The following is a 13,359-nucleotide window of genomic DNA, read 5'->3' on the forward strand; positions in this document are numbered from 1 at the left end:
CGCATCAGGGTTGCCGCCCCATTTCACGCAAAAAACGCTGTTGCTGGCTCAAGAGTTCGCGGTAACCAATGCAGCGATAATCCATACCATGCCGTGCAGCAACCTCGGCCAAGATCGCCGCCAGCGCCGGATAGTGACGGTGATTCCAGCCAGGGAACAGATGGTGAGTCAAATGGTAGTTCAACCCACCGGTAAAATGATGCAACCACAGCGGGGAAGTTTGCCAATCACAGGCCGTAGCAAAGTTGTGCCGATACCACCCTTGCGGCATTTTACCGCCCCCCGGCACGGCGTAAAACTCGGCCTGTGCCCAATGGGTGCCCAGCAGTAAAAACACTACCAGCAGCGAAGCCAGCATCTGGCTCAACAGATAGGCGAGCAGAACGGTTTGCCAACCAATGCCCTGCTGATGCCCAACTATCAGCGGGATCGCTAACACCACCAGCACGTGGCAGAGCTTGCTGGCGATAAATACGCCCCAGCCCTGGCGCCCGGCCAGAATGCCTTTGGCTGCCAACGGGGTTTTGCCCAAGCGATCCGACCAATCGAACACCAGAGCGATATAGGGCAATGACAACGCAGCGATCAACGGCCAATAAGCATGCTGATAGCGCATATATGCCCGCCAGCGTTGGAAAGGGGTTTGGCGGAAAAAACCATTCTCTTCGGTATCCAAATCGTAATGTTCCACATTGGCATACACATGGTGATATTCCACATGCCGCACCCGCCAGTAATCAGGATCGACACCCAACGGAATGGTCACCAACCGCCCCGCCAGGCGATTCACCCACGGCGTGCGCGCAAAGGCATTATGCGAAGCGTCGTGATTGACGTTCACGTTCAGCAACATGCCCATCATCACAAATGCAAAGTAGCCCAACATAAACGCCAGCGCCTGCTGCTGCCGCAGGCTGAGCCAATAGAAAAACACGCACAGCACCAACAACACGATGGCTTTGAACCAGCGTGTCAGATCGGCAAAACGGTGATCGTGCCGGGCGCTCAAATACGCATGCGCCCGGCGTTTCAGTTCCCGGTGGAATGCCTGTTCGCCGTCCGCCGGGTAAACCAGCGGTGGCAACACATCAGCCATGCGTTTTTTCCTCCGACAACCTGGGCAAGCGGCGGCCCCAGCCAACCGCAACGGCGCTACCGTGTAAAGCAATCATGCCGCTCACCATCAGCCAGTAAGGCTGATGCCACGCCAGCAGTAGCACCAGCAGTAAAGGAAACGCCAGCGCAACAGCGAACCAAACCCCCACACCCCAATAACGGCCTTCCGCCATCCCACCCAGCGCCATTGCGCCAAGCGCCAGCAATACAAACAACGCGGCCTGCTCAGCAACCAGGCCATCGTAACCATAGCCATAGCGGTAAACATAGCCCAATACCAGCGCGAACAGCAGCAGCGTACCGCTGACCATGCATCCTGCGGCACAGTGGAAACGCGCAGCCTTGGCCGAAGGCTGGAAAGGCAGCCTGAAATAACGCAGAAATGGCAGATTGCTGGCCCAGAACGGGTTCACCGAAGATTTATCCCCACGCACGCCATAGGCGAAGGGCTCCGTGGGCAACGCCGGGCCAAAAGTTCCGAACAGTTTGTCCCAGAAAATAAAGCTGCCGCCAAAATTACGGTTGGAATAAGCCAAATCGTTGACGTGGTGCACCCGATGATGCGCCGGAGTCACCAGGATTTTTTCCAGAAAACCAAGGCGGGGCGTCAACGCATTGTGGTTAAACAGTTGGATACCGTAGTGCAGGATGGAAACCGTAATAAATACCGCTAGCGGCACGCCGGCCAGCGCCAGCAGCATAAAGAACGGGATCGAGGTCAACGAGGAATACCATGAATTGCGCACCCCCAGCGACAGGTTGAAGTTTTCCCCTTGATGATGCACCACATGCACCGCCCACAGCAGACGGAAACGGTGATGTAACCGGTGCAACCAGTAAAAACCAAAATCCCAGGCCAACAGGGTAAACAGCCACACGGCCGCCGCTGGCCAATCGCTCAGCCAACCCTGATTATAATGGGTTACCACATAACCGTAGCAGGCGATCTCCAGGCCACGGAACAACCACAACATGATGTGCCCGGAATTGAGGTTGAAGATCACATCGTGCCAATCCACGCTGCCCCGATTTCTGCGTTGCAACAGCAGCGCCTCGCCCAGCACCACACACAGCATAAATACAATCGGTATTACAAGCTCGATCACTGTTTCCCTCTTTGACGGCTCTTACCGCCCATCCATTGCATACGCCAGCAGCCCCATCCTACCACCATCGCCAATGCTGCACCGCTCAGCAGATCAATAAACAGGTGACGGCGCAGTTGTAAAATCGAGAACGCAATCGCCAGCCCCCACGCCATCAGCAAGACGCTGCGCCATTTGTGTTGCGCATCGGCAGCCGCCCACACGGCCAACACCGTCAGGGCGATATGTAAAGAAGGCAGGCAGTTTTGCGCTGAGTCTACGCGGATTAATGCCGCTAATAAGCTTGAACTGGGCGAGTGGGCCTCGTTAAGCGGGTAATCCATGGTGGTCGGCCACAGCAGATAAACCGCACCGGCCACCAGTGCGCTGAGCTGCATTGAGCTTCTGAGCCAAATCACCCGCTGCCGCGGGCAAATCAGATAGCACAGTGGAATAATGAGAAAAAACGACAGGTAGAGCCAGATAGCCTGCGGGTTGAAAGGAATGAGGCGATCCAGCCAGCCGGGAGCCAGCATATGCCCTGGCCCCTGCCAACGATCGGCGCTGTGGTAGACCAAACCGACAAAGCCCCAGCCAAGCAACATCTGCCATAAGCGGTACAGCACCTCTTGCATTATGCCCCCGCCAACCGGACAATGCGCCGCCGTTTGGCGTCGAACTGCGGCATAATCGCCTGCGCCTGCAACTGCCACTCCAGTTGTTCCACCGCAATCCCCTGCTGTTCAAACAGCGCGATAAGCTGCCGCTGGCAATCCTCTAACGCTACGGCCGGGCAATCGGCCATTAGTTGCAACCGGTTGCCGCCATGCTGAACCAGCCGGTAATCTGCCACCGCAGGCAACGCATTGGCAATCACCCGGCGACATAAATCAGCGAACACCCTTTGCGGTTCGCCTTGTTGGCCGGGGAGTTGCAGTTGATCGTCACTGCGCCCTTCAATACGATCCAGCGCCATAGTGGCCTGCCCACAAGGGCAAGGCTCAGCGCGCCGTACCAGAATATCGTCCAACCGGTAGCGCACGACTGGCTGAGTGCGGCGGGTAAAATCGGTGATCAGCGGGGTGAAACGCTGTTCGTCGATCCACTGCGGCTCAACGTGGATAAATTCTTCATTAAGGTGCAAGGTGCCATGGCTACAGGTCGCCGCGAGAAACCCTTCGGTGGCCTGATACACTTCCGCCACTTCGCTAAATACCTGCTGCAACAGTTGGCGATCCTGCGGCTCCAGCACTTCAGCCACCGAGATTACCCGCTTTGCCCGCAACTGAATCTGGCCCCGCAGCACTTCCGTCGCCAAGGCACAAAGTACCTGCGCAGGCGCAACGATAATGCTGGGTTGCTCTCGTTCAAGCTGCGGCAAATGCCCGGCAAAAGGCGCGAACAAATCGTAAAACGTCAGACTCAACCAGCGGTTATTGACGCTATGGTACAGATTGTTATCGGCTCGCAGGAACAAGGCCACTTTTTCACCGGCAAATACCCCTTGCGGCAACATTTTCGCCAACATACCACCGGCCCAAATCTGCTGTTCCTGAGGGCTGACAACGAACACGCCGCGCCGCCCAGAAGTTCCGGTTGATAACCCAACGCTGTACTGCCCTACTTTTGGCGTAAAATCACGTTCGGTTTCCGCGCGCTGGGCGCACGCCAACAGAGCACTCAGTCGCAGGCCAGCGGTGTTCATCTGGTCAAAATTGGCCATCATGACTGCTTTATCCATCTGCGGCCACTCGGCGATCGGCAAGGCGCTGTAAGGCTGAAAATAAGGGCTTTTTGCCAATACACGGCGCGCAAAACGCCGCAATTGGCGGGCCTGATACGCTTCCAACGCCGCACGTTGTGAAAAACGCAGCCGCCGCGCACGCAGGTAATGCCACAGCGTCATCAACGGGATCACAGTTCCCCCTCGTGGCACAGGTGGATCTGCGCCGATCCGCCAAGATAGAGCTGGTGCAGTGCGCCAAGCGTCTGATAGTAGCTGTGCGGATTATCCATGATCAGGTTAGCCAGGCGTGACGGGTAATGCAGTTGCTGATAGTTCAGCGGCGACCAGGCGGCGTCACTCGCCAGCAACCGCCAACCTTCATCGGTTTGCACAAACGCGCCAAGGTGCCCGGCGGCATGCCCCGGCAGCGGCACAATAACGATTTGCCCGGCGCTGCCCGGCAACGCATAACCCTGCTGAAACGGTGCCAACGCAGCGGGCAGGCTCTGCTGCGGGAATGACTCCACAAACTGCAAGGCCGCTTCGAAATCTTCTGGGATCAACCCCGGTACAAAGGCTCGTTTCAAGGCCGCTATACCACGCAGGCCGCGGGTTTGCTGCCAACCTTCGCCAGAACAAATCATGTTAAGGGTGCTGAAATCGCGCAGGCCAGCAATATGATCGGCATGAAAATGCGAAATAATTACCGCCTCAAGATCCTGAGCCATTAGCCCCAGGCGATGAAGCTGTGCGGCCAGCGCCTCGTCAGGGTTGAAATACACCGGCGTCACCTGCCGATACAGGCGAAACACGCCGCTGGCCGTATAATGCTGGAAATGACTGGCGTAACCGGTGTCCCACAGCCAACGACGTTCCCCCACTTCCAGCAGATAGGCTCTGGAAGGGAACTTGCAGCTGCGCATCGCAGAACCACGCAGCACCATGCAACCCAAATGGGTGCAATAGCCGATTTCAAAAGGGGTAATTTTAGCCATGCCCAGCCAGCCCTTGCTGTTGCAGCCACTGGCCCGTCAGCGCGATCCCTTGTTCCAGGCTATAACATGGGCGATACCCCAATTCTTCAATCGCCCGGGTATTATCCAGCGTCATGTCAAAATAGGCTGCCGCCACGCTATAGCGCGTCAAGGCCGGTTCTTTATCGGTGAGCAACGCGAACAGTTCCATTCCGCATGCCAATGACAGCAATAACCGATAAGGTACGGCCTGCAAGCGATATTGCCAACCGAGCTGCTGGCCGAGCAACTGGTGCAACATCTCCGCCAGCGGCTGCGGTTGTTGATTGGTGATGTTGTAAATACTGCCGGACGTTAAATGCTCTTTGTGGCTGGCCAGATCCAGCGCATGTACCACATTCAGCACAAAGGTCAGGTCCAGGCAGGCTTTTCCGCCGCCAGGCAGGCGCAGTACACCGTTATCGCGCCGTAGCTGTGCCAATATTCTGGGCATAATCACCCGATCATAGGGCCCAAACAGGCCACGTGGCCGCAAAATCAGATAGGTGGTTTGCGGGTAGCGGTGCAGCAACGCCGCAATATTCTGCTCTGCGGCAAACTTGCTGGCCGCATAATAATTGGCAAAGCGGTCGGCAAACTCACTTTCCGTAATATTGTGATGGTGTTTGAAGTCGAAATAGACCGCAGGCGTTGAGATATGAATAAATCGTGGTATGCCGCAGCGCCCGGCGGCCTGAGCCAGTTTATCCGTCACATAGGTGTTGGCCTGATAAAACTCCGCACGACTTCCCCAAGGAGAAGATTTGGCGGCACAGTGCCAAACCACATCGCAACCCGCCATCAGTTTTTCACACTGTTCTTCTCCTGCGCGGGTCAGATCCAATGCGGTAAACTTCGCCCCCTGAGCCACCAACAAGCGCCCGACAGCCTCATCCCGCCCGGTTGCCTGTACCTGATGCCCAGCGGCCAGTAACCATTCGGTAGCATTGCGCCCCAGCCCGCTGGTTGCCCCGGTTACTAACACCTTCATGGCAATAACACCATGCCACCGAGAGCCAACCCTGCGGCGGTGCCAATCAGCATGACCGGTTTGCCGGCGCTAAGTCTGCCGGTCGTGGCCGCTTCATGCAGTGCGGAAGGGATCGAAGCCGCCACCTGATTGCCCCGGTAGCGATAAATATCAATTAACGTATCTGGCGTGACATGCAATCGTTTACGCATATGTTCCAATGAAAGATGGCTGGCCTGGTGTGGCACCACGGTGCCCACCTGCGCCAGCGTGAGCCGTCCAGCCGCCAACAGACGCCTTAGAAAACTTTCTATCAGCGCAGAAGCCTGGCGGAATAATTGTTTGCCGTTCATATGAAACAGGAAATCGCTGTCGCTCATCCCGGCACGTGGGTTGCGGCGCGTGCCGCCCGCCCTGATTTCACACAGTTCGCTACCTTCAGGATAGGTTTCCATCAGGTAAGACAGGATACCGCTACGCCCGTCACCGCGTTCAACGATGGCACAGGCCGCGCCATCGCCAAAAATCAGCGCGGATTCTTCATCAGCCCAGTCTATTCCCCGGGAGGCGATATCAGCAGAGACAATCGCAATCCGCCGGTAAACGCCGGTATTGAGCAATCCTGCCGCCACTTGCAGGGCAGAGATAAAACTGATGCAGCTGGTATTGATATCAAAACCGGCGGTGCCCTGTGGCAGCCCGGCCAGTTTGAGAATATGAGCAGCGCTGAACGGCAGCGCCTGCACGGCAATCGCCGAAGCCGAAATCAGCAGATCGATAGAATTATGGCTGAGATGATGGAGGGATAACGCATTATTTAACGCCGCCACCGCCAGTTCAGCCTGGCTGGCCTCATTACTGGCATGGAAGCGGTGAACAATGCCCGAACGTTTTTCTACATAACCTGCTGGTTTATTCAGCCGTTGATCCAACGCCGCCGACGTAACACAGTGCGGTGGTAAGGCCGCTCCTGTGGCAATAATCTTGAGCGGAAGTACGCTGTGGGAAAGCCTTTCAATCATCATGGTGAGTTATTCAGTCTGCTTATCCATAATTCAGCAGGCCAAACACTAAGCACTGCTCATTGAAGATAACATGCCGTTTCAGCCAAGCCTTTGTTTTAAATCAGTATAAAGAAAACGCCAACGGGCATTTTTACCGATTGATTCCGTTTGTTTAACTCATCATTGGTTTGAGCGTAAAATAGCGTAAATCAACGGTGAAAAGAGATCCACAGGATCTCGGTGAAGGAATGATTAATTGATGGCTAAAAATGGGCGGTAAGTCAATATTGCCAACCTGATAAAGGGACGGTGAAAAGGCTACATCAAAAGAGCACCGTTAATTTTAGTGTTGTACATGATGCGCCTTTCACCCAACGATCAAAATCCATCACGTATTCCAGCGGCCTTCAACCACGGCTGAAAGTATGGTAACCGCCATATTCACTGCCTTTTTATCGCAGCATTGAACAGATACGCAAAGAACAGATAACAGGATTTCTGATACGACAACCCCAGGTAATCGCGGTAGATTTTCCACTGCCAGTCGGCAGCCTTAACCTTGTTGCCTGATAACGATTGTGCAGACAGACGATAAAAAGCTAATGGCTCCGGGATACAGTAAGCCAACCGGTTACGCGCGTTTTGCAGGATCGCCAGCCACATCGCGTAGTCCTCATGGCCAATACGTTGCTGATACACCTTACCAGTCCGACGCTGATTGTAGATGCCGGTCAAGTTGCCAATCCAGTTGCTTTTCAGCATATCCTGATAGCCGATAAGCTCCTCTGCACCACGGTAGTTTTTAATCTGTCTGGGATCATCTTCAAAGGTGTAATAATGGGAACACACCACGTCGTAGCGGCCAGATTGCAATATCCCCACCTGCCGCGCCAGTTTGTTTTCATGCCAGACATCATCGCTATCACAAAACGCCAGATAGTCACCGTTGGCGGCTTCAATGCCAACATTGCGCGTTTCCGCCACCCCTTGATTACGCTGGTTGCGAATATAGGTCAAACGTTCATGTTGGTATCGCCTCACCACCTCTTCCGTATTGTCACTGGAAGCGTCATCAATCACATACAGATGATAATCGGTAAATTTTTGCTGTAATACCCCCAGAATCGACTGCTCAATGAACGCGGCTGCATTGTAGGCGGGCATAATGACCGAAACTTTTTCCATGTTAACCTCAGGTAATAATCTGCTGCCATTGCGGGTAGATACGTTCGGGCGTAAAACGCCCGGCTTTTCTCAACGATGCACAGGCATAATGCTGCCTGAGCTCGGGAGCTGCGATCAGCTCAAGGGTTCTGCGACAAAACTGTGCCTGATCGCCATCGGCAACCAGGCAACCGTTAACGCCGTCATCAATCAGTTCTGCGGGGCCGGTCTGGCAGTTGTAAGCCACCAGCGGCAGACCGAAACTCATCGCTTCAATCAGCACCATCGGTAGCCCTTCATAACGTGAGGTCATCAGAAACAATCCGGCCCGCCGATACCAGGCTGCGACATCGGCAGTCGCGGGTAGCAGTTGTATGCTCATTTGCAGCCCAGCCTGTTCGATTTGCCGCTGCAATGCGCTGCGTTCAGGGCCATCACCAATGATCGCTAGCTGCCAGCCCGGGGCTTGATGGGCAATCTGCTGCCAGGCGGCAATCAGCCGATCAAACCCTTTTTGATAACTCAGCCGCCCAATCGCCAGCGCCAAGTTTTGCTGCTGCCCAATTTGTGGAGGTTGCCGCAGGAAAGGAGAAACATTTTCGATGACCAAACATTTGTGCGGCGGCACCCAGCAGGCAATCGCATCACGATCTTGCCGGGTGAGGAAAATCACCCGGTCACTCAGCCGATACACTGCCAGTTTGAGCCACTTCATCAGGCGTGGATATTGATGAAAGCTGACGTGCTCACTGAGCAACAACCGGCTATGCGGGCAGAGCAGGCGTAAATAAGGCGTAATCACCACCGACAGACGGCCCATCGACACCGGGATAATGGCGTGAAAGCCCCCTTGGCGCAGCGCCAACGCCAGGCGCCAAGGCCAACAACCACGGCGCCCTGTCATGAAACGCAGTGCGACGGCAGCATCAAGTGGGAAAAATGCCTGTTCACCACTGATGGAAAACAGCGTGACCTCATATTCTGGCAAGCGTGCCAACGCACTCGCCAAGCCACTGGCAACGCGTTCGGTTCCCCCTTTACCGGCCAGATTTTCAATGACTATCGCAATCTTACGTGGTGACATGTCATCTCCGAAAACCGTTGCGCGCGCTACGCAACAGCCGGCTGCCCAGCGGGAAAAGCCCTAAGCGGGTCAGACAGTCACCATAGAGTTTGATCAATTTGAATTTATTACTGAGCGTGTGGCCCACAATACGTGAGGAGTAGTAGCTGAATGCCCGCTGATTTTCATTGTAAAGCGATAGTAATAAGTGCTTGCAGGCAAAACCGCTGATATGGCTATCACTGGGTTGCAGGTAAGCATCAATAAACTGTTCACTTGCCTCAAGATTCAGTTTAGTGGTCATGCGCCCACTGCGCCCGACATCAAGAAACACGCCGCTGCCCGTATCATGCATCACGTTAGCGCCCTGCTTGGTGGCATTGACCAAAAATCCCCAGTCCTGATGTTTGTAAAGAAATTCAGGAAACAGAAAACGGCGGTCGCGTTTTTTACGCATGCTGATGGTGGAGGAGCGGATGTCTCCCATTTCCAGAAAGAGAAAATCCTCACCTGCTAATCCTGTTTTATAATTAAAGGAAAAATCCCTTACCGAATCACCGTACACCTCGGTATAATTGCCAAAAATAATATCAATACTTTGATCTTCATGGCACTTCAGGCGACGCATAATATAGTGAGTGGTAAAGTGATCGTCAGAATCCAGAAAAAAGATAATATCTGCCTGCGCCAGTTGAACGCCTATATTACGGGATACAGCCGCGTTCGTTTTTTTCAATTTCTCATGCAGCACGACGTGGTCATAAGCCGCAGCAAATTGCCTAACAATCGTGATATCAGCTTCGGTGGAGCCGTCATCCACTAAAATAATCTGATAATCAAAACCACTGCAAGCGTTGAAAATACGCACCAGATTCTTTTCCAAATAGCTGGCACTGTTATATATCGGAATAACAATTGAGAAATCCATGCTCACCTCAATTTTTTAGTTGATAAAAACCTTTGCCCTGGCAAAGCAACAGCAACGAAATATTAAACACCGGCACCAGGAAATATGTTTCGGTAAGGGTGCTTAATAAAAAAACGGCCACGACCCAGCGCATAAAGCGGCTGAGAAACACCAGGTTGCGCAATAATTGGCAATAGCCGAACAACAATAGAAAAGAAACGCTGATACCACCTGAATAAAATAGAGCAAAATAAAAAAAATCAACCGGTTTGTAAGCGGCTATATTTTGGCCCAGCAGCAGATTTGGCAACCCAAGCGCCTGATACATCTGCCAGGAAAACCATATACGGCCCGTCAATACCTGATTGAGAACAGCATCCCACTGGGGGTGTATTCCCCAGCGCAACACGCTGATGAACTGTATACCCAATATCATGCACAGTAACAAGGTACAGAGTTTCTTACCTGGCGCGACACGCAGTAATGGCGCCAGCCAAAATAGGCACAACAGTAATAAAGCCAGCGCCAGATAGGTGCGCGAATAGCTGTAGACCAATAACGGCAACAGAAGTATGGCGCAGGCCAGAGCAGCGATATTTTTCATCCCTAACGGCATAGCCGCACGATCCAGCAAACACAGCAGCATGGCAAACAGTGAAAATACGTAATAAGCCAGCGTATTGGGATTATCAAAGCCTAACGTTAATCGGTTACCATAGCGTTCATCCAGATAGACAAAGCTGTCGATATATAGCATATAAGGAATGGCGACCACTATCACTGCCATAAAATAGGCGGTGACAAACACTTCCCCCCCTCGCTTCACCCCTATTCGCTTGAACATAATCAGAAAAGCGATGCTGTAAATCACGCCAAAAAGATAATCTCCATGTCCGCTGGCCAAATTAAGCATAAACAACAGTATTATCACACTGAGTAATATTTTTTCGCGCAGGCTGGCGATCGCTAAGGCATAGCCAATATACAGCAACAATACTCCGTTGAGGAACTGTACCGCTTCACCGATCAAAGCATTATTAAACGCCCCGGAAGTGAGAAACGTTTTGCAGAAAAAGATCAGCAAAAAAGTAAATACCACTGCGGGCATAACCTGGCTTTGCACCGGCTGATAAAAACGCCTGGCGGCGAATATCGGCTGGGAAAAAAACGTCTGCATAAGTTATTACTCAGTAAAATAACTGCCCCATTCCTGCTCAATACTCTTCGGCATCAACAGACATAACCCCGCACCGGAGGTAAACGTCAACTCCCCAAAATAAACCCGCTCCGCAACCTGGTAAAAATCCACTCGCACATAAGAAAACTGTTCTGCCACCCGCCGAGACAAACAGAGCATTTCATTCAGTTTACTCGGGCGTTCAGCGGGTATTGCCGCATTGGGCAGATCAAGGCGGATTTCTGTACGATTCCAGTCAACATCGAATATATCGCGATGGTGTGCGCTGTGGCGTTGATAGTCCACCTGAATAAAAAAGCGAATCTCACCGTTGCGGTTAAAACAGTGGATTTTGAAATCTTTGGGCACCTCACCGTTTTCCAGCAGCAGGCGTTCTACCATGATGCAAGGCTCAATGTCCCGATAATGTTTCTCACGGCTCTGATGATAAAAATTGCTGCGCATCCATTGCTTGGAAATATCATACAGTTCGGCGTAACTGACCTGGCTTTTATCGAACACCAGTTTGTTGTAGCCACTGCCATGGTTCGCTTTAAGCACAAATGCCTGCGGCAGCTTACTGAAAATGTCATAGCTCAGTTCTTTGCCATGGGCATACAGCTCCACCAGATACTTTTCGCCCCATAAGCCAGCAATAAATTCACGCACTTTGTATTTATCTGACAACGTGGTGTAAATACTGCGCGGGTAAACTTTGCGCCGCATGATTTTTTCACTAAAGCCGGTAGGCTGCGCCAGATTAGGCAGCTTTTTAAAAAACATCATATATTTCACCTGATGATGCAGTGCATCAGGCAAACGCCTGTAAATACTTCTAACCAGTGTATTTAACATGCTCTTTCCTTAGATAGCTGATAAGACGCGGTAAACAGCAAAAACAGGTCAGTTGCAGCCGGGTAATTATTCCCCCCCGGAAGAAACTGTTCAGAACGAAAAATGAGAGAAACTCGGCCAGTAACGTGGAAATCGCCGCCCCTGTCAGGCCATAACGCGGGATCAACACCAGATTCATCAACACATTAGCCAACGCCACCAGCGGCATTTTTATCGCGATGAAACGATAACCCGCGAACAGCACCATGCTGCGATATGACACCGTTCCCAATACCGAAAACATTGCGGTCAACCCACTCAGTGCCAGAATACCCGCCGCAGGTTCGAAAGCCTCGCCGTACAGTAACTTGATGATCGGCCAGGCGAACAGGGTAAGCCCCAGCAGCACGGGCAGCGATGTCACCAGCACCAGCAAATACAATAACCGGATGCGATACTCTCGCTCTTGCGGTTCACGGTTGTTGGCAATTCCCGGCATTAACGAAACGATCAGTGCCATCGGCACAAACGTCCAACCCTGGCCTAAGGTTATGGCTGCGCTATACCACCCAACGGCCCGATCATCCATCAGATTGCCGAGCATGATTTGATCGATACGGGTATAAATCACAATCGACAGACTGGAGATCGCTAACGGTAACCCGACAGACAGCAGATAGCGGGCATAACGCCCTATCTGGCGAGGAGAAAATTCAGGCTGCAGGGGTTGTTCCCGTTGAAACAGCCAATGACGTATCCAATAAGGCACTGCACTGCTGAGGATGTACGGTACGGCAAACCACACTGGAGACAGGGCGGCACTGACCAACCCCAGCCGCAGGAGGATCGACAGCAACAACGCCAGATTGTTGATCAATGTATTACGCTTCGACTGCAACCGGGCATCGTAGTAAATCTTGTAGACATCCTGAATAGAAAAATAGGCGCTCACCAGTAACAACAGCGTCATCCACTGGTTTACCAGCGGTTGAGTGCTGGCACTCCACACTAACCATGGCAAAACCACCAGCAGGAATAACCGCCGGCGCAGGCTCATCGACGCCTGCATCAGCCGGATACCGCTGTTTGGCCGCCGGGCGATGCGATTGAAAATCACACTGTCAGCCCCCAACTGCACCAGTGGCACCACAATCGCGATGGTTGCCAATAGGTAGTTGAGCGTACCGAACTGTGCTGGCCCCAGATAGCGGGCTACGTAAATCGATACAAATATCCCTGACAGGCTGAGCGAAACCCGCTCCAGTATCAGCCACAGGGTATTGACGATGATGATTTTCAT

The 13,359-nt window shown here is 52.8% G+C and carries 13 protein-coding genes; all 13 read right to left on the reverse strand.

All coding sequences use genetic code 11. The features are described from left to right. Positions 1–4 precede the first annotated feature (4 nt). On the reverse strand, positions 5–1,096 hold the full coding sequence (locus Z042_RS18135) for a fatty acid desaturase family protein (RefSeq protein WP_024910204.1): 1,092 nt from the start codon (positions 1,094–1,096) through the stop codon (positions 5–7). Further along, a complete protein-coding gene (locus Z042_RS18140; protein ID WP_024910203.1) occupies positions 1,089–2,222 on the reverse strand; it encodes a sterol desaturase family protein in 1,134 nt (377 codons plus the stop codon). The genes Z042_RS18135 and Z042_RS18140 overlap by 8 nt, the downstream gene beginning before the upstream one ends. Beyond that, the gene (locus tag Z042_RS18145; RefSeq protein WP_024910202.1) at positions 2,219–2,836 is read right to left on the reverse strand and encodes a phosphatase PAP2 family protein; all 618 of its coding nucleotides are present in this window, start codon (positions 2,834–2,836) and stop codon (positions 2,219–2,221) included. The genes Z042_RS18140 and Z042_RS18145 overlap by 4 nt, the downstream gene beginning before the upstream one ends. Beyond that, positions 2,836–4,119, reverse strand: coding sequence for a F390 synthetase-related protein (locus tag Z042_RS18150; protein WP_024910201.1), 1,284 nt, complete (start codon positions 4,117–4,119; stop codon positions 2,836–2,838). The genes Z042_RS18145 and Z042_RS18150 overlap by 1 nt, the downstream gene beginning before the upstream one ends. Continuing rightward, the gene (locus Z042_RS18155; RefSeq protein ID WP_024910200.1) at positions 4,116–4,922 is read right to left on the reverse strand and encodes an MBL fold metallo-hydrolase; all 807 of its coding nucleotides are present in this window, start codon (positions 4,920–4,922) and stop codon (positions 4,116–4,118) included. The genes Z042_RS18150 and Z042_RS18155 overlap by 4 nt, the downstream gene beginning before the upstream one ends. Further along, positions 4,915–5,931: an NAD-dependent epimerase/dehydratase family protein gene (locus Z042_RS18160; protein ID WP_024910199.1), complete on the reverse strand. Its 1,017-nt coding sequence runs from the start codon at positions 5,929–5,931 to the stop codon at positions 4,915–4,917. Before Z042_RS18160 ends, Z042_RS18155 begins: the two co-directional genes overlap by 8 nt. After that, a complete protein-coding gene (locus Z042_RS18165) occupies positions 5,928–6,935 on the reverse strand; it encodes a 3-oxoacyl-[acyl-carrier-protein] synthase III C-terminal domain-containing protein (RefSeq protein ID WP_024910198.1) in 1,008 nt (335 codons plus the stop codon). Before Z042_RS18165 ends, Z042_RS18160 begins: the two co-directional genes overlap by 4 nt. 420 nt (positions 6,936–7,355) lie before the next feature. Then, the gene (locus Z042_RS18170; protein WP_024910197.1) at positions 7,356–8,099 is read right to left on the reverse strand and encodes a glycosyltransferase family 2 protein; all 744 of its coding nucleotides are present in this window, start codon (positions 8,097–8,099) and stop codon (positions 7,356–7,358) included. Positions 8,100–8,106: 7 nt separating this feature from the next. After that, positions 8,107–9,162: a glycosyltransferase family 4 protein gene (locus Z042_RS18175; protein WP_024910196.1), complete on the reverse strand. Its 1,056-nt coding sequence runs from the start codon at positions 9,160–9,162 to the stop codon at positions 8,107–8,109. 1 nt (position 9,163) lies between these two features. Further along, on the reverse strand, positions 9,164–10,069 hold the full coding sequence (locus Z042_RS18180; RefSeq protein ID WP_024910195.1) for a glycosyltransferase family 2 protein: 906 nt from the start codon (positions 10,067–10,069) through the stop codon (positions 9,164–9,166). 7 nt (positions 10,070–10,076) lie between these two features. Beyond that, positions 10,077–11,225, reverse strand: coding sequence for a hypothetical protein (locus Z042_RS18185; protein WP_024910194.1), 1,149 nt, complete (start codon positions 11,223–11,225; stop codon positions 10,077–10,079). A gap of 6 nt (positions 11,226–11,231) precedes the next feature. After that, complete coding sequence (locus Z042_RS18190) at positions 11,232–12,080, reverse strand: ATP-grasp fold amidoligase family protein (RefSeq protein ID WP_024910193.1); 849 nt, start codon at positions 12,078–12,080, stop codon at positions 11,232–11,234. Continuing rightward, positions 12,061–13,359 (reverse strand): flippase, encoded by a 1,299-nt coding sequence (locus Z042_RS18195; protein ID WP_024910192.1) that lies wholly within the window; start codon positions 13,357–13,359, stop codon positions 12,061–12,063. Before Z042_RS18195 ends, Z042_RS18190 begins: the two co-directional genes overlap by 20 nt.

This window comes from Chania multitudinisentens RB-25 (assembly GCF_000520015.2).
Classification (GTDB): domain Bacteria; phylum Pseudomonadota; class Gammaproteobacteria; order Enterobacterales; family Enterobacteriaceae; genus Chania; species Chania multitudinisentens.